Annotated in this window: 4 protein-coding genes; 1 reads left to right on the top strand and 3 read right to left on the bottom strand. The window is 26.7% G+C overall.

The features are described from left to right. Positions 1-25 precede the first annotated feature (25 nt). Positions 26-23296: a SpiroCoCo family coiled-coil protein gene (locus F811_RS0115095; protein WP_020006065.1), complete on the bottom strand. Its 23271-nt coding sequence runs from the start codon at positions 23294-23296 to the stop codon at positions 26-28. A 712-nt stretch (positions 23297-24008) separates the two neighbouring features. Between F811_RS0115095 and F811_RS0115085 the strand changes: the two genes are divergently transcribed. Continuing rightward, complete coding sequence (locus F811_RS0115085) at positions 24009-24536, top strand: hypothetical protein (RefSeq protein ID WP_020006063.1); 528 nt, start codon at positions 24009-24011, stop codon at positions 24534-24536. 80 nt (positions 24537-24616) lie between these two features. Here F811_RS0115085 and F811_RS0115080 read toward each other — a convergent pair whose 3' ends face one another. Next, positions 24617-25762 carry a restriction endonuclease subunit S gene (locus F811_RS0115080; RefSeq protein ID WP_020006062.1) on the bottom strand — a complete coding sequence of 382 codons (1146 nt, stop codon included), beginning with the start codon at positions 25760-25762 and terminating at the stop codon, positions 24617-24619. Between the two features lie 56 nt (positions 25763-25818). Further along, positions 25819-26514 carry a YggS family pyridoxal phosphate-dependent enzyme gene (locus F811_RS0115075; protein WP_020006061.1) on the bottom strand — a complete coding sequence of 232 codons (696 nt, stop codon included), beginning with the start codon at positions 26512-26514 and terminating at the stop codon, positions 25819-25821. Positions 26515-26729: the final 215 nt, after the last annotated feature.

Below are 26729 nucleotides of genomic sequence, written 5' to 3'. Positions count from 1 at the left end.
ACAAGGAGAACAATAAACCTTTTATTTACATTCTTGACTGTTTATCTTTCCAAGCCTTTATAGTTCTTTCAACCTCATCTCTTGAATATGAAGTATTTTTTACTATCTCATCTGGTTTCCAACCTTGCTTATACATTTTTATTATAAACTCTTCTTTTTTGCTGTCTACCTTACTGTTTTTATCTTTTTTAGAAGAAGTTTTACTGCCTTTATCTGACATATATCTATCAGCATTATCAAGTAAAGTTTCTAAATATCTTACAAAATATTCAGCTCTTTCAAGATTTTTAACTATTGTTTTATCATAGTCATCATACTGATTTTTCATACGCACAAGATTTTCTCTCTGATTTTGTATCTCATCAATTATGATATCAAGCTCTTCTAATTTTGTTATAAATATTTGAACTTTTTTATCATTTTTATCTATTTTAGCAAAATCTCTCTCTAAAGAGTAAATCTTATCCATAAAGTTCTTTCTAGTATCTTCAACATCAACCATAGCAGCTTTTATACTATCAACTCTCTCAAGTATAACCTCTGTTTCTATCTCAGCCTTTCTTATTTGCTGTAATACATCATCAGCATACTCTTCTTTATCTCTAATAAATGAAAGTTTATTCTCTATCTGAGAAGCTATATCTATGACAAGCTGTATGCCTTCTTCTGTATGTTCTATCATAGCATTATTTTCTGCTATATGAACAAATCTTTCCTGAATCTCTCCAGACATATCCATAAGCATATTGACTTTTTCTTGAGTATCTTTCAAGCTGTCTTTTTCTTTTTTAATACTAGAAGCATAATCTAATATATCATGATGCATTTTCTTCAAGTTTTCAAACTCAGACATAGTTTTACCCATTTCTGCAGTTGTAGCTTTAGTATCTTTTACTAAATCATTTAATTTAGCAACATCACCTTTTATAGACTCTGCCATTTCTTTAGCATTATCAAATACTTTTACAGTATTCATATACTTTTGAATATCTGCTCCTATAGCATCTATTTTAGATTTCATAGCATCATACTCTAAAGATATATCATTAGTTTTTGAATCAAGCATTTTATCAATAGATGAAGAAGCATCATTCAATTTTGATTTTAAATCTTCAGTTTTATTTTCAAAATCTTTAAGTATAACATTTGTTTTCTCATCATAGCTCAAATTAATACTCTCTAATCTAGCATCTATCTCTGAAGAATACTTAGTTATATCCTCTTCCAAAGCAGTAACAATATCTTTCATATTTGTAATTCTCTCATCATACTCATCTAAATTATCTGTATGAGCTTTTATTATTTCTTCTTTGGCATTTTGAACATATTCTTTAGCATCATTCATTAAAAGAGATAATGTTTGTTCCAAATTAGAATTAAGTCTTGCTATATATTTTTCATATTTTTCATTAGTAGTTTCTTCTATAGCATTAACATTTTCTTCTATAATGTTATTAGCATCTGCTATTCTCTCATTAACAGCTTCAGATATAGAATCCTGTAAAGCAGTTAAAGATTCACTTAAACTTTCATAATGAGCTTTTAATGCATCAAATTCAGAACTTTTCTCTTCAAGTAAAGCGTCCATTCTACCTTTAACATTTTCTATTATAGAGTCAACTTCTCCAACCCTGCTATCTACAGTAGTTTTAGCATTATTTGAAAGCTCTTCTAATCTGGCATTAAATTTCTCACCTTGTGCCTCTATATCTTCAGAGTAGGCATTAATTTTATCCTGAAGCTCTAAGGCTTTTTCCTCTATAAGAGATTTTAATTTTTCTACAGAAGGAGCAAACTCATTTTGTAAATTATTCATCTGCTCTTCTACAGCTTTAAGTTTTTCTTTATTATCTTCTATTGAAACTACAAAATCATCTTTTATATTTAAAGCCTGTTTCAAATCGGCAACAACATCTTCTACAGAAGAAGTGATATTAGATTTAGTGTCATCTAATTCAGCGTATAAAGCCTCTATTTTTTCATTATACTCTTTATAAGTTTCTAAAAGAAGTTTTGAATAGTCTTCCTGATTTTTCTCATGTCTTTCAGTATAGAACTTCTCAGTAGACAAGTACATTTCTTTTAATTTAGAAACTTCACTGTCATGCATAGATTTAAGTTCATCAATAGCTTTTTCACCTTCAGTACCTACTGACATTTTTAATTCGCCGATAAACTCTTCCTGATAAGTGTCTATTTTCTTTTTAAAGCTTGTAATATTGCTTTCAAGCTCTTTGTTCATATTATTGAAGGCAGCTGTAATTTTATTGTTAATATCATTTTCGATGCCTTCTATAGCACTTTTAACATCAGAGAATTTCTCGAACTTTTTCATCTCATTATTAATAAAGTTTTGTACAGCTTTAGTTATATTAGGTGCAAGTTCATTAGTTTCTTTTACCACAGACTCATTAAATGAAGCTACTAAATTATTAATAGATTCTTTAGCTTTATTTACATTTTCTGTTGTAAGTTTATTTTCTAAAGACTTAATATACTCTTCAGCATCTTTAACTTTAGTACTGAATGCTGCTTCTTTTTCAGCTATTTTAGCAGCAGCAACATTAGCAGCCTCCATTACAGCAGCTGACAAACTGTCAATCTTATTACGTATATTTATATCAGAGTTTTTAACCATATCCATTAGAGCTTCTCTTTCTCTGCGTACAGTTTCAACTTCCTGAGATATATGTTTCTGAGACTGACTTAGCATTCTAAGTTCATTTTCCTGCTCTTTAATATTAGCTTTTATAGTGCCAATCAAAGAGTTAATATCATTTTCAGCTTCGTCTATTTTATTTATTATATCTTTTACTTTATTATTTTCTAATTCATCTATTTGTTCTTTAGCACTTTCAACCTTATCATTAATATCTACAAGTATATCTACAGCCTCTTCTCTTAAATTATTAACTTCAGCGACTATAGCGTCCTTATAGAATTCTTTTATTCTATCTGGTGAAGCATAAGCATCTTCAAAATGAACTATTCTAGCTTCAATACGTTTTCTAAACTCTTCATTTGATTCTTCAAATACTTTGATAATATCATCTCTAAATGAATCAGTAAGATATCTCAAATCTGTACCTATAGAATCATTTTGTATGCTTTCAAACATATCTATTACTTGTCTTCTCTCATCTTCAATCATAGAAACAACATCATCTCTGTTTAGAGTATCGAATGATATTTGATTTTTCAAAGCCTCTATACTGTCAATAATATCTATTTTCTCCTGATTGAATCTGCTCATAGTTTCATCTTGTTCTTTTATAAGTTCAACTATAGATTTTCTAAAGTTTATAAACTCATTAACAAGTCTGTCTCTGTCACCTTCAATAGAGTTCAAGGTATCACCTGAATAAATAGCACCGCTTTCATATTTGATTCTTATCTCATCTATTTCAGACATTAATCTGTCTCTTTCAGCCTGCAATGCTTCTGCCAAATCTTTAATATTAGCTATTCTGTCATTAAACTCATTTCTAAACTCTGTCATCTCTTTAGCAACACTTTCTTTATATCTTTTAATACTTTCAGAGAAGTCCTGCTCTAATATTTGGAAATCATCTTTAATTCTGGCTCCGTACTGCTGTGCCATATTAGCCAAGTCATTATGTGTAGGAACAGAACCTAATATCTCATCTCTTAAAGACACAAATTCATCTCTCAATTCATCTTTAAGAGTTTCTTTTTCTTCTACAAATATTTGACTTACATTATCCAAAGTAGGTATATCTCTAAGAATATCTTCTTTCATCTCTAGTAGTTTAGCCTCAATAGATTCCTGTTCTTTAGATAAAACCTCAGCAACTGCTTCTACAGTAGAGTAGTTATCCTCTATATTTTTCTTAAATGCCTCTAAAGTATTATTTATTCTTACTCTTTCATCTTCTATCAATTTTTCAACATAAGAAGTATCTACCTTTCCAGCTTCCATATTTTTAGCAACTTCAGCTTTTGTACTTTCTATATCAGCAGTAATTCCTGATTTATAGCTGTCTATTAATTTTTCTATATCTTCTTTTGATACAGATTTATCTTTTAAGTTATTAATTTCTTTTCTTATCTCATCAAATGAAGACTCTAAATTAACTCTCTCAATATCTAAAAGATTATTCAAATTATCCAAATACTCTTTTTTAACAGCCTCAAATCTTTCTTCTGCCGATAAGTATTCAACTCTTACAGCTGATTTGAAATGATCAAGTTCATTTATCAATTTTGCTTTCTCTTCTTCAAACATTTTAGCAAAATTTCTATTATCTATTTGATTATTAATAATCTCAGCTCTAAACTCTTCAAATTCATTAGCTCTGTCTACTCTTTCAGATACAAACAAGTCAGCAAGCTCATCCATGTTAGGTACAGAATCTATTATTTTTTTCTTGAAGTCTTCAAAGTCATTCAAAAGCTGATTATCTTTCTGAGATACTTCGCTGCTTATTCTGTCATAAACTTCTTTTCTAAACTCATCTAAAATATTTATTAAGTCTTTTTTCTCTTTAGCTAATTCATTAGAAAGTTTCAATGTATTAGTATTAAGTTCATTATTTACTTTGCTTATATAAGATTCTAATGCCTTAATTTTTACATCTACTCCTTTATTAGAACTGTTAATATCCTCTTTTATAGATAGAATATTATTTTCCAAGTAATCTATAGTCTGTTTTCCTTCAGTTTTCAAAGCGTCATGAAGATTTACAACTTTAGATTTTACTTTATCTTCATATTCATTTAATACAGAATCTAGCTGCTCTCTGTACTTAGCTATATCATCATTCAAAGATCCCTGAATATCTTCTAAATATTTTATTCTGTCATCAAATGTATTAACCTGTGATTCTATATTAGAAATACCTTCTTCCAATTTTGAATCTATTCTATCCTGAAGTTCTAGTTGTCTGTCTGATATATCACCTTTTAATTCTTCTATCATAGACATTATTTCGATATAATGTTCATTGTTCAATACATTCTCTTTAGCATTTTCTAAACTGTTTGCAATAGAATCATAGCTAGTATCTTTCCAAGAATTAAAATCTTTTTCTATAGAATCTATTTTTGTTTTTACTTCCATAAACGAATTATTAAAGTATAATTCTAATTCCTGTTTCAATACGCCGAAACTTGTAGATATAGTATCTCCGTAAAGCTCAACAACTTTATTTTCATCAGACCATACATCTTCAAAATATTCTACACGTTTTTCAAGTCTATTTTTAAACTCTTTAGCATCTTTTTCTATACTGCGTAATAAATCACCTTTTATAGATACTACGCTTTCATCAAAGTTATTGAAAATATTATCCAATCTTCCTTCTAATCTGCTAAGCTCATCTTTATTGATATAAGTTTTAGGCAAAGAGTTCATCATATTATTAAACTCTTTGAATATCTCTTCCTTACTTTCTAAAATTTTATCTTCCAATTTAGTGAAGTTTGATAATTGAGGAATGATATCTTCTTTAAGCTCTTCAAAACTATCACTTAGCTGTTTAAAGTTATCATATATAATATTCATATCTTCATGAGTTATAACCTCATCAGAAACTTCTTCAGAATTATTAACAGAACTAATTATTTCCATATTAGCCATGTTATTTTTTAATTCTTCCAATTCTTCAGAAAGTCTTATAACTTCATCATTTATGCTGGTATCAACACCTTTTACTTTATCTTTTATTGCTGATAGATCCTCTTCCAAATCTCCTATTTTTGAGAAGTCCTCTTTAAGAGTATTGAAAGACTCTTCCAATCTGTCTCTTTCTTCTATCAAATCGCTGTAATCATGGTCATCTCTTATAGCCATAACTTCGTTTTTAAACTCATCTATAGCATTTGATATCATTGATTTATATTCTGCTAAAGAAGATTCTAAATTAAGAATGCTATCTTCATTATTATGCATTCTAGCTGTTAATGTTTCCATTACATCATCTATAGAAGACTGTATTCTTGCTTTTTCAGAGTCGAGTAGGGTAGGAACCTTCTCATCAGCTGCAGTTAATATATCATCTTTTAATGATTCAAATGATGCCTTTAAAGCCTCAACTTCTTTTATCAATAACTCTTTCTCATTGATAGAATACTGAAGCATATTATTTTTATCTAATACAGCATCCTTTATTTCATCTATAGATTTATCAAAATCCTTACTCAAAGTAAAGTATTTATTATCTATCTCTTCTTTTACATTATTTATCTCATCTATAAGAGATAGTTTAACATTTTCTATATCTTCTAATATATCAGTTACAGAAGAAATTTTCTGACTGTATTTACCGAATAATGACAATATATGCTCATTATTTGATATAAAGTCATTAACCTGAGCTTTGAATCTTTCATCTATATTAGATTTCAAGTCTTCAAATTCTCCTGATAACTTAGATATTGAATTATAAAGCTCTTCTTTCTCTAAATCCATTCTATCTGAAACAAATCTAGCCTGAGTCTCCAACTGACCGTTAACTTCAGCTACTGAATTTTCTATAGCTTCCAATTTTTCAGATATATCCATTAAGCCATTATAATCTATCTTATCTTTAAACTCATTATATAAATCGGATAATTCATTTTTAATATTTTCAAATGAAGATTCCTGTTTATCTTTAAGTTCAGTTTCATAAGAAGTTATTCTGCTTACTATCTCTTCTTCTTTATTTGCAAGTATATCATTAATTTGTACTTCCAAACTATCAACTACATCTCTTAATTTTGCTTCAGAATCTTCTGCCATTTTAGATACTGCATTGTTTATGCTTTGATTCAAATTATTAAATGAATCATTTATCATAATATCTAAATTATATTTGTTTTTCTCAAGCTCTTCTAATTTTTCTTTTATATCATCTTCTATTTTAGAAGAATACTCATTCAAATAATCATCTATATATGCTTTATTAGTATCAACTCTAGCTTTTTCTATTTCTATTTTTAAACTATTAGAATATTCATCTAAAGCCTTTCTATTGCTTTCATAAGCAGATTCAAGCATTTTTGAATAATCTTCATAGTTAGAAACAATATTTCTGCCTACATCTTCTAAATTTCTCATTATAGACTGAGTCTCATCTAATCTGTAAGATTCTATATGTTTTAATTCATCTTCGTATTTATTAACAGCATCTTCTATCATATTATTGAATCTATTAACATCAGAAGTTAATTTATTTTCTAATTCAGAAAGCCTGCTGTTTACAGAAGATAATTTTTCTTCCAAACGATTGTTTATTTCACTTTCTTTTCCTAATATCTCCTCTTTGATAGAAGCTATCATTTTAGCAATGATTCCGTTTTTCTTATCTTTAGAACTTTCTATAAAGCTGTCGATATTTTCTTTAGCTTCTTTTAACTGTTCTAAAAGAACTGATAAATTATCATCTTTCCAAGCGGATATATTGCTTTCTATTTCATTTACATGATTTTGAACATTAGAAATAATTTCAGATTTAAAATCATCTACTTCAGGTCTTATAGCACTTTCGTAAAGCTTTAAAACCTTATTAGGATTTGACCAAGTATCTTCAAAATAAGAAACTCTCTTATCCATTAAATCTTTGAACTCTTTATTTCCAGATTCTAATTCATCATATAAAGAATATAATTTTTCTCTGTCATCATCAAACAAATCTCTTGAAACTGTATTATCTTCAAGTGTATCTAGTTTTTCTTCCAAGCTGTATTTGAAATCTGATAACTCTTCAAACAATTTATCAACATCGCTTCTTAAATTAGAATCAACACCATCTAAATTGCTTTTTAATGTATAAACTTCACTTTCTAAATCATAAAGTCTTTCAAACTCTTCTCTAAAAGAATTAAATGTATCTTCCAATCTTGCTTTTTCTGATTCTAAAACTTCTACAGAATCATTATTTTTAAGCTCATCTAATTCATATCTTAATGTTTCTATATTTTCTAATATAGTATTTTTGAACTCTTCAGTGTTATTATTAGAATTATCAATTTTTTCTAATATTTCATTTGTAAACTGATTAAACGATTCTTCAAATTTTTCTCTTTCTTTATCAAACATAGAAGGTATATCTTCTCTGTTAGATTTTAACATATCATCTTTGAAAGCAATAAAGTCATCTTTTAATTTCTGAATCTGATCATTATTTAATACTATAGTTTCAAGATTAATTAATTTATCATCAAAGTATTTTCTTAAATTATCATATCTTTCATTAATAGTAGAGATTCTAGAATCTATTTTTTCATGCAAATCTCTTATTCTATCTTCAAATATGCTTATATAACTTTGATTATTTTCCAAATCATATATCTTTCTCTCTAAAGCATCATATTTATCTTCAACATTGAGAATCTTAGTGTCTATTCTTCCATAGAAGTCTTTTACTTTATCTTCAATTTTCTGAATGTAGTTTTCACCATAGATAACTTCATCTGCTTTTTTCTCTATGCCCTCTATAGTTTGAGACAATTTTTCATTTGAAGTATCTTCAAACTTACTCATAGATTCATTAAATCTAGTTTCCAAATCATCAAAGGAAGATTTTAATATATTATTAAGCTCTTCTTTAGCCTCATTTAATACATTCATCTTATCAGATATTTGCTTTTCTAATTTTGAAGAATATTCTTTCAAATAATTATCAATATATTCTCTTTCATTAGATAAATGTTTATCCTTTATTTCTGATAAAGCATTATCTATTTCTTCTTTAATAGAGTTAGAATATTCTTTTAATGAGTTTAATGAATTATCATAAACTTCATTGATGAGTTTAGAATAATTTTCATAAGAAGATTTTATCTCTTTACCTACATTATCTATATCATCTAAAAGTTTATTATTTTCATCTATTCTGTAATGTTCTATATTTTTTATCTCTTCATCATATTTTTCAACAGCCTCATTTACCATGTTATAGAGATTTTCTAAATTACCACTTATGTCATCATTTAATTTACTATCCATAATAGATAATCTGTTCTCTATATCATTTACCTTACTTTCTATATTTTTTTCTATATTTTCATATATAGATTTTTCTTTCTCATCTATTTTTGACAATAAATTACTTACTATCTCTTCACCCTTTATTTCAGAATCATTCAAATAATTAGATATGCTTTCTCTAGCTTCATCTAACTGTTTAACTAATTCATCAATCTCACCTTCTTTCCAAACTGATATATCATTATCTATAGCTTCAATTCTATTTTTCAAATAATTTATAGAATTTTCAAATTTTATCTCATTATCATTTCTGATATTATCCAACTGTTCTCTTATATCAGTGGAGAAAATACTCTTTAACTTGCTGCTGTCTGACCAAGTATCTTCAAAGAATGATATACGTTTTTCAAGTCTGTATCTGAAATCTTTATTATCATCTTTTATCTTATTGAATAGCTCAATTAATTTTTCTCTTTCATTATTAAGCAATTCTTCAACTTCTACTTTATTATCAGAATTTGACATTAACTCTTCTTTTATAGAAGATAGTTTACTGTCTAATTCTTCTTTTTCAAGAGAGATAATATTTTCTAATTCTGAAGATTTAGTAATACTATCTTCTATTCTTCCTCTTACATCGTCTATACTTGAGGTTAATTTATTTACTTGTGAAGTTAAAGTATCTAATTCTATAGAATATTCATCCAAATCTCTTACAATATCATCTTTTATTCTGCCTTCAAAATCTGCAAGCTTATCTGATAAAGTTTTTACTTCATCTTTTAAGAATACATCAGTATCTGACATATTCTCTTTTAATTGATATAAACTGCTTTCTAACTTCTCTAATTTAGCAAAATCATTTTTAATAGCATTAAATGATTCTTCTAAAGCCTTTTTCTCTAAAGATAATTGTTCTATAGTATTATCTTTTCTAACTGCTTCAAGTTCTGCCTCTAAATTATCTAATTTTTCCAATAAATCAAACTTATCAGACGAAATAATATCTTTTAATCTATTAACCTCATCATCTGATGAATTCACTCTTTCTATAACAGCACTAGTAAACTCTTCAAACACATGTTCGATTTCTTTCTTCTTGTCTTCAAATAAAGCAGGTACTTCTTCTGTATTAAATCTTAAAGATGACTCTTTGAAAGATTCAAAATCTTTTCTCAAAGCTTCTAAACTTTCTATTAAATCATTTTTCTCTTCATTATGTGATGACAATACTTCATCTTTTTCTAGTATAGAGTTTTTAATTATATCTAGAGTTTCATCAAAGTCATTACTTAAAGCCTCATACTTATCTTTGATAGCATTAGTTTCTGCTTCTAATCTTTCATTGACAGATTTTATTTCATTATCTAAAGAGGACATATATTTATTAAATAATACAGCTTCTGTTTCTTTCTCTAATTTATCCAAAGCTTCTAAAACTTTTTCATTAGTTACATCTTCAAATTTAGATATAACATCATTAAAGCTGTTTTCCAAATTATTGAAGGATTCTTTTACCATATTATCTAATTCTTCTTTAGTCTCATCAAGCAGCATTATTTTTTCTGATACCTGATTATCTAATTTCAATGAATATTCTTTTAAATACTCATCTATATAATTTTTCTCATTAGATAAATGTTTTTCTTCTGATTCTTCTCTTGCTTTTTCTATCTCATCTTTTACTAAAGCTGAATAATCTTTCAAAGAATTAAGTGAATTATTATAAACTTCTTCTATTAATTTTGAATAATGCTCATAACCATTCTTTATATCTTCCAAAAGTTTGCTGTTTTCATCGTTTCTTAAGCTTTCTATATTTTTTATCTCTTCATCATATTTACTTACAGCATCATTTAGCATAGTATGGAGATTTTCCAAATTAATTCCTATATCATCACTCAATCTCAAATCTGCTTCTGATAATCTACTCTCTATTGAAGATATTTTATCGTCTAATTTGGCATAGATACTCTTTTCTTTGATTTCTATTTTTGATAATATATCTGAAAGTAATTCCTCTGCTTTTGCATCTGAATTTTCTATATAGTTTGATATATTATTCTTAGCTTCTTCCAACTGTGATAATAATTCATTGATATTACTATCTTTCCAAGAAGATATATCACTTTCCATAGAATCCATTTTTTCTTTTAATTCATTCAAATATTCATCTTTGAAAGCAGCCATATCTGAACTAATAGACTCTAATCTGGCATTAGTATCATTAATATGTTCTTCTTTCCAAGAAACTATATTATCATTAATAGACTCCATTTTTGATTTTAATTCATTAATAGAGTTTTCAAATTTCAATTCTGTATCAGATTTTACATTCTCTATTTCAGCTCTTATATCGTAAGCAAATAAACTTCTTATTCTAGCACTGTCAGCCCAAGAATCTTCAAAATATTCTATACGTTTTTCAAGTCTGTTTCTAAACTCAGTATTATCATTATTAACTTTATTGAAAAGCTCATCTAATTTTTTTACCTCTTCATTAAATAATGATTCTATTCCATCATTTTGTCCAGATACAGAAATCAAATTATCTTTTATAAGAGATAATTTATTTTCTAATTCTTCTCTGTCTTTAGAGATAGTATTTTCTAATTCCTCAGATTTATTTAGAGAATCTTGTATATTTTCTCTTATGGCTTCTATATAACTATTTAAAGTATCCACATTAGTATTAAGAGTACTCAAATCATTAGAATAATCTTCCAAATCTTTAGAAACATCTTCCCTTATTCTATAATCAAGCTCCTCTAATTTAGAAGATAAATCTTTAACTTCATCTCTTAAATTTATATCAAGATCTGACATATTATCTTTTAATTGATACAAATTAGTTTCAAGTTCTTCTAATTTGGCAAAATCATTTTTAATAGCATTAAATGATTCCTCTAACGCTGCTTTTTCTAAAGACAATCTATTTACAGTGTCATCATCTCTTACAGTATATAGCTCATCTTTTAAATTCTCTATTTGTTCTAAAATTAAAGTTTTATCTTCATAAAGTATGTCTTTAATATAATTAATATCACTTTCTGAAGTATTTACCCTATCTAAAAGAGTACTGCTAAACTCTTCAAAAGCATTTTCTATTCTCTGTTTTTCTTCTTCAAATAATGAAGGTATAACTTCTTTAGTAGATTTTAATACTTCTTCTTTGAAACTATCAAAATCATTTTTAATATCATCAATTCTTGAAGATAAAAGCTCTTTTTCTGAAGCCTGAAGTTCTATAAGTTCATCTCTGTCAAGTATAGATTTTTTTACTCCATCTAATGATTCAGAAATATTTTTATTTAAAGTTTCATATTTTTCTGCAAACTCATTATTATTAGCTTCAACCTTATCTGATATATTTACTAGATTAGTATCTATTCTTTGATTAATCTGAGATATTTCTTCTTCTATTTTTTTGTATATAATGCCCAACTGTTCTGTTAGATAAACACTGTATTCATTTTTATCAAATATAACTGTTTTAGCATCATTTTCTAATCTTTTAATAACTTCTAAAAGTTTAGTGTTTGATTCTTTTTCAAATTTAGATATAGCATTCTGCATACCTGCCTCTAAATTACCGAATGAATCTTTAACCAAATTTTCTAATTCTTCTTTAGTCTTATTTAATACATCAATCTTTTCAGATACTTTATTATCCAATTTAGAAGAATAATCTTTCAAATATTCATCTATATAATTTTTTTCATTAGATAGGTGTTTTGATTCTGATTCCTCTCTTGCTTTCTCTATTTCTTCTTTTACCAAATTAGAATAATCTGTCAAAGAATTAAGAGAATTATTATAAGTCTCATTTATCAAATTAGAATAACTATCATAACTAGCTTTTATATCATCTATAAGTTTTTGAGAATCCTCTAAAAGTTTATTAGATTCCAAAGCTCTGTAGTTTTCTATATTTTTTATCTCTTCATCGTATTTACTTAAAGCATTATTAAGCATTTCATGAAGATTATTCAAATTAGATTCTATATCATCATGAAGTTTTGAATCAGTTTCAGACAATCTGCTTTCTATAGATGATATTTTTTCATCTAATTTAGCATAAATATTCTGTTCTTTTTCCTCAATTTTTGCCAAAACTTCAGATACAAGTTTATTTTTATTATCTTCTGTAGTATCCAAATAATCAGCTATATCTTTTTTAGCATTTTCAAGCTGATGCAATAGTTCATTAATATTGCCTTCCTTCCAAACGGATATATCATTATTTATAGAATCTATTTTATTATTTAGATCATTAAGATAATTTTCAAATTTAAGTTCTGTTTCTTTCTTAACTTCTTCAAGCTCATTACGCATTTCTGACGCATATAAACTTCTTATCTTAGTACTGTCTGACCAAGTATCTTCAAAATAAGTTATGCGTTTCTCTAATCTGTCTCTAAAATCTATACTATCTCTTTTGAAATCTTCAAATAATTTATCTAATTTTTTTACTTCTCCGCCGAATAAACCTTCTATGTCTTTATTATTTCCTAATATGTTAGTTAAGTTTTCTTTTAATGATTCTAGTTTATTTTCTAAGTCTTCTCTATCTTTTAGAATATTATTTTCCAATTCCAATGATTTATCTATAGAGTTCTGTATTTCATTTCTGATACTTTCTATATCACTGCTTAAGCTATCATAATTAGAGATTATGTCTTTTTCTATACCATCTTTATCTTCAGATACTCTCTGCTCTAAATCTTCAAAACGGCTGGATAAACTTTTTACCTCATCTTTCAAGCTGATATCTGTATCTTCCATATTATTTTTTAATTCATACAAACGGCTCTCTAAATCTTCTAATTTAGAAAAATCATTCTTAATAGAATTAAAAGACTCTTCCAATGCTTGTTTTTCTAAACTAAGCTGAGTTATGGTATCATCTTCTCTTAAATTATCTATCTCTTCTTTCAAGCTGTCTATTTTTTCTAACAATGATAATTTATCTTCTGATAATACATCTTTCAAATAGTTTATGTCACTTTCTGAAGTATTTACTCTGTCTAATAAATTACTTGTAAACTCTTCAAAGGCATTTTCTATTCTCTCTTTCTCTTCTTCAAATATACTAGACACATCTGCTTTGTCCGATTTTAATAATTCTTCTCTAAAATCATCAAAGTCTTTTTTCATTTCGTCCAATCTATCAGACAACATTTCTTTTTCTGAAGCCTGAAGTTCAATAAGTTCATCTCTGTCAAGTATAGAACCTTTTATCATATCTAATGTTTCTTCAAAGTCTATATTTAATGAATCATATTTAGCTTTTAATTCTGATACTTCTTTATCTAGTTTTGAAGACACATTATATATCTCATTATCTATTTTAGAATTAATAGACTGTAAATGACTATCCAATTCTGATATGTATTCTTTATAATTAAATAGTCTGTCTGATACTTCTGCTTCTAATTTAGACACTACACTTTCTATCTTACTATCTGCTTCAGAATTAAGTTTAGATATAGCTTCATTCAAATTAGTATTAAGTGTATTAAACGAATCTCTTATCATATCATCTAATTGAGTTTTACTGTCATTTAATATACCTATCTTCTCGTTTATCTGATTATCTAATTTCTCTGAATACTCTTTTAAATACTCATCTATATAATTCTTATCTACATTAGAACCTTTATTCTCTGCTTCTTTTCTAGCTTTTTCTATCTCTGATTTTATTCTGTTAGTGTATTCTGATAATGAAGATAAAGAATCTTTATATGTATTATTTATAAGTTTAGAATAATAATCATAGCCTGATTTGATATCCTCTAATAATTTAGAACCTTCCTCTGTTCTATGATGTTCTATATTTTTTATCTCTTCATCATATTTATTTACAGCATTATTTATTATAGACTGTACTTCTTCTAAACCTCTAGCTATATCATCTGATACTTTACTATCAACTACAGATAATCTATTTTCTATCTCTTCTATTTTGCTATCTATTTTTCCGTAGATAGAGTTCTCTTTTTCTTCTATTTTTGAAAGTATATCAGAGATTAACTCTTCTTTCTTGCCTTCAGTAGAATTTAGGTATTCTTCTATATTTTCTCTAGCTGTTTCCAACTCTTCTAATAAATCATTAATGCGTACATCTTTCCAACTAGATATATCTTTATCTATACTTTCTATCTTATAGCTTAGATCATTAAGATAGTTTTCAAATCTTTTTTCTGCTGCATTTTTAACTTCCTCAAGTTCATTACGCATTTCTGAAGCATATAAACTTCTTATCTTAGTACTATCTGACCAAGTATCTTCAAAATAAGTTATGCGTTTTTCTAATCTATCCCTAAAATCTATACTATCTTTTTTGAAGTTATTAAATAATTCATCTATTCTTTTTACTTCATTAGAAAATAAGCCTTCTACTGTTTCATTATCGCCTAATATATTTATTAAACTTTCTTTTAGAGAATCGATTCTGTTTTCCAATTCTTCTCTGTCTTTTAGAATATTATTTTCTAGTTCTGATGATTTATTTATAGATTCATTTACAGCATTTTTTATTATATCAATATCTTTATTTAAAGCTGATATATTATTGCTTATATTTCTGTCTATATAGTCATTATTTTCATTTATTTTATTTTCAATATCTACAAATTTACTAGACAAATTAGCAACTTCATCTTTCAAATTAACATCTGTAGTATACATGTTATTTTTTAATTCATGCAAGCGATTTTCCAAATCTTCTAATTTAGAGAAATCATTTTTTATAGCATTAAAAGACTCTTCTAATGCCTGTTTTTCTAATGCTAATTTATTTACTTTATCCTCTTCTTTTAAAGTTCTTATTTCAGACTTTAAATTATCTATCTTTTCTAATAGTGAGAGTTTATCCTCTGATAATGCATCTTTAAGATAATTAATATCATTTTCAGAATTATTTACTCTGTATAATAAAGCATTAGTAAACTGTTCAAAAGCATTTTCTATTTTTTGTTTTTCTTCATCAAATAGGGCAGGTATATCTTCTTTTCCAGCATTTAAAGCCTCTTCTTTCAAAGTAATGAAATCATTTTTAATCTCATCTATTTGGTTTGATAAAAGTTCTTTTTCAGATGTATGCAAATCCATAAGTTCATCTCTGTCAAGAATAGAACCTTTTATCATATCCAATGATTCTTCAAAATCTATACTAAGCTCTTTATATCTATTTTTTATATCAGATATTTCGCTATCTAGTTTTGAAGATACATTGTATATCTCATTATCTATTTTAGAATTAAGAACTCTTAAACTGTCTTCCAATTCAGCAACATAATTATTATAGTCTAATAATTTTTCAGAAGCATCTCTCTCTAATCTTTCAAGAGTAGCATTAATTTTCATGTCAGCTTCTTCATTAAACTTAATTACTGCTTCATTCAAGTTATTATTAAGAGTATTAAATGATTCTCTTATCATATCATCTAATTGATTTTTAGTATCATTTAATACATTTATTTTTTCATTAACCTGATTATCTAATTTTAATGAATATTCTTTTAAATACTCATCTATATAATTTTTTTCATTATTAAGATGTTTAGCTTCTGTTTCTTTTCTAGCTTTTTCTATTTCTGCTTTAATTCTGTTAGTGTACTCTGACAAAGAAGACAATGAATCTTTATAAGTATTATTTATAAGTTTAGAATAATAATCATAACCTGATTGTATATCCTCTAATAATTTAGAACTTTCTTCAGATCTATGATGTTCTATATTTTTTATCTCTTCATCGTATTTGTTTACGGCATTATTTACTATAGATTGTACTTCTTCTAAACCTCTGGCTATATCATCTGATATTTTGCTGTCTACAATAGATAATCTGCCTTCTATCTCTTCTATCTTGCTATCTATTTTTCCATAGAGAGAGTTTTCTTTCTCTTCAATTTTTGATAGTATATCAGATAATAATTCTTCTTTTTTACCTTCAGAAGATTCTAAATAACTATTAATATTTTCTTTAGCTTTTTCTAACTGTTCTAAAAGATCATTAATGCGTCCGTCTTTCCAGCTTGATATATCTTTATCAAGAGAATCAATTTTTTCTTTGAAATCATTAATATATTCATCTCTCCAAGAAGATGCATCATTATTAATAGTTTCTATTCTGTCATTCAAATCATTAAGATAATTTTCTAATTTAACTTCAGTTTCTGCTTTTATGCTGTCTAATTCATCTCTTAAATCAGCTGCATACAAACTTCTTATTCTGCTACTGTCAGACCATATATCCTCAAAATAATCAATACGTTTTTCTAATCTGCTTCTAAACTCAGCATTATCAGTTTTGAAGTTATTAAATAATTCATCTAATTTTTTTACTTCCTCAGCAAACATATTTTCTATATTTTCATTTTTACCCAATACAGTAAATACATTATCTTTTATTGAAGTAAATTTATCATCAAGCTCAGAAGATTTGCTTATGGAATCTTTTATGCTGCTTTTTATATTATCTATATTTTCAAATAAATTATCATTGTCAGCAGCAACTTTCAATTGGAAATCTTCAAGTCTGTCGTTCAAATGATAAAAATTACTTTCTAAATCATTTAATTTAGAAAAATCATTTTTTATAGCATTAAAAGACTCTTCCAAAGACTGTTTATCTAAAGCAAGCTGAGCTATAGTATTATCTTCTCTTATTGATTCTATATCTCTTTTAATATTTTCAACTTTTTCTAAGAAAGAAGCCTTATTTTCTGATATAGCGTCTTTTACATTATTAATATCATTTTCAGAATCCACCATTCTATCGAGTATAACATTAGTAAAATCTTCAAATGCTTTTTCTATCTTTTGTTTTTCTTCATTAAATAGGGTAGGTATATCCTCTTCATTGGCTTTTAACAATTCATCTTTGAAAGTATCAAAATCTGTTCTCAAAGTTTCCATTTGCTCAGATAAAAGTTCTTTTTCTGATGACTGAAGTTCCATAAGTTCATCTCTGTCAAGAATAGAGCTTTTTATCATATCTAATGCTTCATCAAAATCAGTACTCAAATCTTTATATTTTGTTTTTACATCAGATATTTCACTATCTAACTTAGAAGAAATATTATAAAGCTCATTATCTATTTTTGCACTAATAGCTCTTAATTGTTCTTCCAAGTCAGACATATATTTCTGTTCACTAAACAATCTTGCCGCTGCTTCTCTTTCTAATCTTTCAACAACAGAGTATATCTGACTATTTGCTTCTTCATTAAATTTAGATATAGTATCATTCAAATTAGCATTAAGAGTGCTGAATGAATCTTTTATCATATCATCTAACTGAGCTTTACTTTCAGTTAATATACTCAATTTATCATTAACATGAGCTTCTATTTTTTCAGAATAATCTAATAAATAATCATCTATATAATTTTTTTCATTAGACAAATGTTTCTCTTCAGATTCGGCTCTTGCTCTTTCTATTTCTTTTTTAATATTCTCAAGATGAGTTTCTAATTCTGCCACAGCATCTTCGTAAATTTTATCTATCATTATAGAATATTCTTCATAATCTTCACGTATGCTGTTGCCCAAATCTTCCATATCAGATATTAAATCTTCAGCTTCATTTGCTCTATGATGTTCTATTCTTTTTATCTCTTCATCATATTTTGCAACAGATTCGTTTATTCTATTATGAATACTTTCCAAGCTATTTCCTATAGCATTATTTAATTTTTCGTCTATATCAGAAAGTTTATTTTCAGCATTTAATATCTTCTCATCTATACGAGAATATATTTCACTTTCTTTATTTTCTATACTGCTTAGCATATCAATCAAGAATTGATTTTTCTTAGATTCTGAAGTGTCTATAAAGCTTTCTATTCCTTTTCTTGCATCTTCCAACTGAGCAAGTAAAGTATTCAAATTACCATTTTTCCAATCATATATATCCTCTTCAATTAATTTCATTTTTTCTTTCAATTGAGCTATATGATTGTCATACTTAACATCAGCTTCTTTTCTTATATTTTCAACTTCTTCTCTTATATCTGAAGCATATATACTTTTTATTCTAGTATTATCAGACCATACGTCCTCAAAATAAGATATACGTTTTTCTAATCTGTCTTTAAAATCTTCATTGTTAGAAGCTAAACTCTCAAATATAGAATTTAATCTTTCTTTTTCATTATTGATTAATGACTCAACTTCATTTCTATCCAACAAACTGGACATATTCTCTCTAACAGTTTCAAAATTTTTATTAAGATTTTCTATATCTTTATAAAGACCATTTGAATTTTTTTCTATCTTTTCTTCTAAATTATCTCTGAAACTTTTTAATTTATCAGATAAATCTTTAACATCATCTTTCAATCCGCTGTCGATTCCTTCCATTCTGTTTTTAAGAGAAACAAAATCTTTTTCCAAATCCATTATTTTATCAAAATCATCTCTTAAAGCAGTTAAAGAGTTTTCAAGAACAGCCTTTTCTTCTGATAAAACAGTTACTGTATTATCATCTTTTATATCATCAACATCTTTTCTTAAAAGTTCTATTTGAGATATTAAATGACTTCTCTCTTCAGATAATACATCTTTTATATAATGTATATCGCTTTCATTGTCAGTAAGTCTCATGAGTAGGTTCTTACTAAACTCATCAAACATTCTCTCTATTCTTTCTTTTTCTTCATCAAATAGGGCAGGTATCTCTACTTCATTAGTTCTTATTATATTATCTTTAAATAGTTCAAACTCTTCTTTTATATCTTCTATCTGATTTTTAAGAAGTTCTCTTTCACTATCATGCAAGTTTATTAATTCTTCTCTGTCTATTAAAGAAGATTTAATTTCTTCTATTCTATTATTAACATCTTCATTACTGTCTGAAATATTAGATTTTAATTCATCTATCTGTTCAGACAAAGTTTCTTTTATAGTTTCTATTATATTAGAGATATCATTTATTTTTTCTAGTCTGCTTTCATGATCATCTAATATAGCAAGCACATTTTCATTATTAGATATTAATTTATCTGCCTGTTCTCTTAATCTATCATCAACATTATCTTTTAATGATATAAACTCATTTCTTAAATCTTCTAATGTTAGACCAAGACTGTCTCTAACTTCTGCTGCTGTATTAGATATAACTTTTTCAGCATGTTTTTTAATTTTAGCAATAGACTGCAATGCTTTTTTATGATTAGCTTTTCTTATTTTAGCTAATATTTTAGAAAAACCGCTGTATAAAGTATTGAATGAATCATTAAGCTCTTCATTTAGGCGATTAACCTCTTCATCTATTTTTGAAGAAGCTTTATTCAAATAATCATCTATATAATTAGATTCATTAGTAAGATGTTTAGCTTCGGATTCTTCTCTTGCTTTTTCTATCTCATCTTTCAAAGTATTAACATGCTCATTCAAAGAATTTTTTTCTTTATTGTAGAGTTCTTCAAGCATATTAGTATACTGTTCATAATCTTTTCTTATGCCAGCACCTATATTTTCTACATCTTCTATAATACTTTTATTTTCTTCAAGTCTATAAGTTTCTATTTCTTTTATTTCGTCCTGATATTTAGCTATAGCATTATCTATTAATGATTTAAGTTCATCTAATTTTTTAGAAGTATCGTATTCTATATTTGTAAATATAGTTTCTGTTCTTTTAGCAATTTCATCTTTTTTATCTGCTATATACGAATCCATCTCTCCAGTTTTAGCATCAACTACAGACTGCATATTATTAGCATTATCGATTATTTCATTGATTCTCTCGCCTAGATTTTCTATACGCATTTTATATTCATCTGTCATTAAGGAAGCATGGTGTTTTAATTCTTCATAATCATCTTTCAAATTATTAGAATACTTCTCAAGCATAGCATGATATTCAGCACTTATAGCATTCAAATCGGCTCTTCTTTCATCTAATACGCCATCAATTTTTTTATCCAAAGAATTATATTTATCTTCTATATCAGACATTAATTCTTTTTCTTTATCTTCAGCATTTTCATACACTTTATTTATTGTGCGTTCAAATACATCTCTTCCATTTTCAACTCTATGCAATATATCTTCAATTTCATCTTTTATTTTATTCATACTCTCTCTTTTTTCATTTAAAAGAGTATCAAATGAATCAGTAGCCTGACGAAGCTCATCATGAAGCATATCAGCTACTTCTTTTTTAGTTTCCTCATTGAATTTTATATTTTCATCTACAGCTGCGTCTACTTTATTTCTAAAATCATCTAAAGAATTTTCTATACTGCTCATTAAAGCATCATGTCTTTTTTCACTTTCATCGACCTGACTTATAACAGAATCTATACTATCAGTTATAGCTTTCATTTTAGTTTGTTCATAGTCATCTAAAACAGTTTTTAAATGAGATTTCAAACTATCTATATATGCATCGCTGTAGTCGGATATTTCCTTTTTAATACCTTCTATTTTATCTTCAGCATCTTTCATACCAACATCCAATTTTTCATTGGCTCTGCTTACTAATCCGTTAATTTCTACTGAAGTTTTTTCTAATATTTCCAAACGTTTTTCTATATTGTCTTTTATATTAGATTCTGTTTCTTTACTTAAAGTATCTATATCAGAAGCGGCTTTATCATACTGCTCTTTTAAACCTGATAATTTTTCATCAATGGCAGTTAAATCAGAAGATGTATTTTTTATGTATGTATTAATATTTTCTTCCAACTCATTTTTAACAGTAGCAAATAACTTTTCTATTTCATTTACTCTGTCATTAGCCTGAGTTTCTAAATCTTTATATAAATACTCTTTTTGAAGACTTAAAGAATCAAGTATTTCTTCCTGTTTATTATTAAGTATAGATATTATTTCAGAAGTTTGATAATGTGTTTCATCTATTTTATCTTTTAATAGATTAGTTTCTGTTTCAACATCGTTTCTAAGTTCATTAATTTCTGCTATTAAAGAACTTCTAGCATTATCTATAGAATATTCCATATCATCTTGAGCTCTTGTTAGAATATCATCTTTTAATTTATCTATATCGTTAACAATATCCTCAAATCTGCTCTCAGCTCTGAGCATAGTTTCTTCACTCATACCATCTATAGATATGATTAAATCATTAAGTTCTTTAGTTTTGTTTCTATAAAGAGTTATAACACCGTCATCTTCATTTTCAAGAACATTTTTTATATGATTAGAGAAATTCTCAACTTCAGCTATAAATCTGTTATTTATATCATCTTTTAATACTGAAAACTCACTTTCTAACTGATGAGCTTTCTCAGCATAATCTTTGCTTATATAATCAGCTTTATCTTTTATATCATCTATAGATTTTTCTAAAGAATGAGCTTTTTGTTCTATAGAATCTAAGAACTCTTCTCTGTCCATACTTATTTTTTCAAGGCCTTCTTTTAGGGTAGAGTAGAGCATCTCTTTAGTTTTTTCCATTTCATCTTGGAACTCTAATACGCTAGATTCTGTTATAGAGTTCAATCTATCATGTATAGTGTCTCTTAAATTATTTAATTCTGTTTCAAGACCGTCTTTTGACTGGCTTAAAGTTTCATAACGATTTTCTATATCTTTAGATTTAACATCAATTTCATCAGCAAATGATGAATATTTATTTATAAGTTCATCTCTTCCTTTCTCAAATAGCTCTGCAAGCTGTTCTATATTATGACGTGCTGTTCTTTCAGCAAGCTGAGTAAGCTGATTTGTAAATAATTCTTCTTTTTTGGCAACGTGGAGTTTGAATTCCTCTGTAAGAGCAGATATTTTTTCTTTTTCTTGTTCCGCCATAGTGCTGTAATGAGCATCTCTAGCTAATAAATTAGTTGTGAGAGCGTCAAATCTCTTATAAAGTTCGCTCTCAAACTCATTTAATTTAGAATTATAAGATTCTATCAATTTATCCTGTATGGATCCTACATTTTTTTCTAATTCTGACATTTTAGCCTTAACATCAGATATTCTTTTATATGTTTTTTCTATAGTATTACGTTCTTTTAATACAGTATCTACTTTATTAAGTATCTCTAAATAAGCCTCTTCAAGAGAATCAACTTGTTCCTGATACTGAGACACAGCTGCTTTATAATCTTTATATGATTCTATCCTTTTATTTAGCTTGGCTAGGTCTTCTTCCATAGATTTGCTTATAAAACCAGCTTTTTTAACTGCTATTTCCAAATCTATAGCATTATCTCTAACCTCGGAAATTTTCTCTTCTACAATACCTTCTAGCGCTGCTTTCTCTTCTGCAAACATATCGCTAAAATTATTATCATTATAATTTTTTTTCCTATTGATTACGCTATAAATACCGATAAATAATAGAGGTACAACAAAAGTTAGTATTAATTGAAGAACAGGGTTCATAAGAAAAACTCCGCAAGTATAGTATATTAACATAATTCTATATTATGTTAATGTATATGTCAATAGTATTTGCAGGTTTTAATTTCTGCGTATAGTAAAATTTGAGAAAAAATAATTTTTTTTAATAAATTATAACTGTATTTTATTATAATTAATACCTAAAATATAAAGCATAAGCCATATTAATAATAACTTCACAAAGTATATATAAGATATATAAAATAATTTTAGTAAAAACAGACTGGAAGTTAAGTAATCTACAAAGGCTATGAGATATCGAAGTGCAGCTAATATGTGTGTATATTAATTATAATTGGGTATTTGTAGTATGTATGTTGGTTATAGTACTTATTAAAATTATTAATTGTAGTTAGGTATTCAATAAATAAAGCCCAAAAAAGCAAATTTATATTCCGATAATGTATATTATGTTAACTTGGGCATGTTATTTTTTTATAGACTTTATTATTATATTGATAATAAACCCGATAATAAAGAATATAGCTATCATCATGCCAATAGATACTAAAGGGTTTCCCTGATTTTCCATTTTTAAATCCTTAAAGTTATTATATTTTTATAATAAATAAAAAAATTAAAAAGTCAATACATAATATTTATACAAGCAATTTTCATTAACAATTGAACTTTTTTATATATTATAGTATAATCTGTCATCAATAAAGAAAAATAAAATTACGGATATGCACTAATGAAAAAAATAATACTTTTTTTAATATTAAGTTTAATAATTATATCATGCAAAAATGACGGCGGATCTATATACGCTATGGAGAAAAGATATAAAAATTTCTTGAATATACTTCCAACTGATATAAGGAGCGACTATACATTAGAATCTGATAAATACGGTAATATGTATAAAGAATGGATTAATGAGTTTAACACTTGGACTGAAAATATACTAAATACAGAAGCACAAAGAGAAAAAGAAATATCATCAAGAATAACACCAGACAAGATAGAATACGCACTTGAAACTTTAACAAGCAAAGACTATGAGCGAAATTTGCCTGTAGAGCTTATGTCTAAAGTAAAGGCACATACAGATGAATTATCCTTAAAAATAGAAGAATTAGAAAAAGATGAGGCTTTCTCTAATAGTATGATAAAACTAAAAAAAGATGAAGCTGTAGAAAACTTTACAACAAAAGACACTATATTTTACTATGTTTGGAACTATTTAATAACAATAGACAGACCAAGACGTTTTCAGTGATATAGCTTTTAATTATTTAGCCTAATCTCCCCTATCAATAAGCTAGGCATGAGAGTATCGCGTAAGGACTGCATTTTTAACTATTTTACCCTAATCTCCCCGCTCATAAGCTTTGGCAATAGGGTATCCCGAATAGAAGCAAGTTTCTGGTTTTCTATTTGATTGAATTTTATCTTATTGAAAATAGATTTTGAAATTTTATTATAATCTAATATTAAATTTTTATCTGGTATTATAATTTTTAATGATTTTAAATTGTTTTGATTTATTTTAGGCTGAACAGCACCTGTTACTATACTTCTTACATTTAAATTTTTTAGTAAAATAAATAAACTTTCTTCATTAAATCCATTTTTACCTTTTATAACATGAGCATGATTATTTACCCAAAATTTACCATAAACATATTGTAATATAGGATATCCTTTTAAATCTATAACTGTTCCGTCTTCACCTAATAAAACATATGTTCCATCAAATATATAATCATCTACATAATCCATAAGTGATGCTGCTCCATAATATGGATATATTTTTTTCTTCTTTTCCCTTTCTATATTTGATAATGGTATTCTCTTATTGTCAAATAATTCTATTATTTCATCTAGTTTTCCGATTCTCCAGCCCTCTGGTATTGCCCCTAGCTCGCTTTCTATCATCTTGCCGCCGCTATCTTTATAGGGTTTGCCATCTTCACTCGGAAAGTTGAAATTGACAAACCATTCCTTAAAAATAGTCTGTGCCATCTCTTCGAGTATTTTATTCATGCGGTTATTGAGTTCGATTTTGTCGTCAAGCGATGAGAGTATGGAGGCGATTTTCTTTTGTTCTTCCAGCGGCGGGAGTTTAGTATTTATAGAATAAAGATCACGTCTAGTTATTCCAGGAACTGCTGTACCAGTTATATAATTTGTTAAATTAAGTGAAATTAAGTTATAATATAAAAAATTTAAATCATAATTTTTATTTTCTGTTATATAAAAAGTTGTATCTATACAGAAAAATGGGACTTTTGAATAAAAGACACTTCCAGCATTACCTTTTCTTCCAATTATTATACCTTTTGAATTTACTAATGAGTTATTATGATAATTTGTTATTCCACTTGAGCTATAAACAGGAATATGACCTTTGATAACTTTTGATTTTATTAATCCTTTACCATAATTAATTATGCATATATCCCCTAGCCTAACTTCCTGCCATTCTTTTTCATTCTTTCCCATTACTTAAAAAACTCCTACAATCACATTTATGATGTTAATACTCAAATCAAAAATATTCAGGAATTGCCCAAAAAGCTGCTGCCTATTCTAACCATATTTGAACCATGCTTTATGGCTAGTTCATAGTCCGATGACATACCCATTGAAAGAATTGATAAAGCATTATTATATTTTTTATTTATTTCTTTATATATTATGTTAAGATGCTCGAATTCTTCCTCTATAACACTAGTATCTTCTGTGTCTTTTCCTATAGCCATTAATCCTTTTACTGATACATTAGGCATTTTTATAATATTCTCATATACTCCTATATAGTCATCTGCTGTAAATCCGCCCTTCTGACCTTCATCGCTTATATTAAACTGAAGCAGTATATCCTGTACCTTATTATTTTTTAATGCCTCTTTATTTATACATTCAGCTATCTCTATAGAATCTACACTCTGTATCAAGTCTGCGTATTTTACTATATATTTTACTTTATTGCTTTGTATGCGTCCTATAAAGTGCCATTTTATATTATCTTTTATTTTACCTATCTCCCCTATCCTATCTCTCAAACTCTGTGCCCTACTCTCTCCCAATGGTAAGTCTATGTTTAATGATAAAAACTCTTTTATTGTTTCAATAGAAGAATATTTACTTACTGCTACTAAACTTACATCATAATTTATATTATACTTCTCTTTTATTCTGTTAATATTATCTTCTATCAAATTATATCTTTTTAAAATTTCATCTCTATTCATAATAAAACGCCTGCAAATAAATACATTGTTTTATTATAAATCTTTTTCTTTTTTTTTCAATAAACTACAATTTTATAAAAACACTATATAATAATACATATATTATCATAAATAAAATAGTAAAGCAAAATTATAAAAATACGATTTATAGTATATTGATATTTTATTGATTTCATGTTAAGTTAACATAATACATTTTAATCAATTTAATTTTG

This window comes from Brachyspira innocens ATCC 29796 (genome assembly GCF_000384655.1).
GTDB lineage: Bacteria > Spirochaetota > Brachyspiria > Brachyspirales > Brachyspiraceae > Brachyspira > Brachyspira innocens.
The sequence above is the reverse complement of the archived record's forward strand: the minus strand, read 5'-3'. Positions and strand labels throughout refer to the sequence as shown.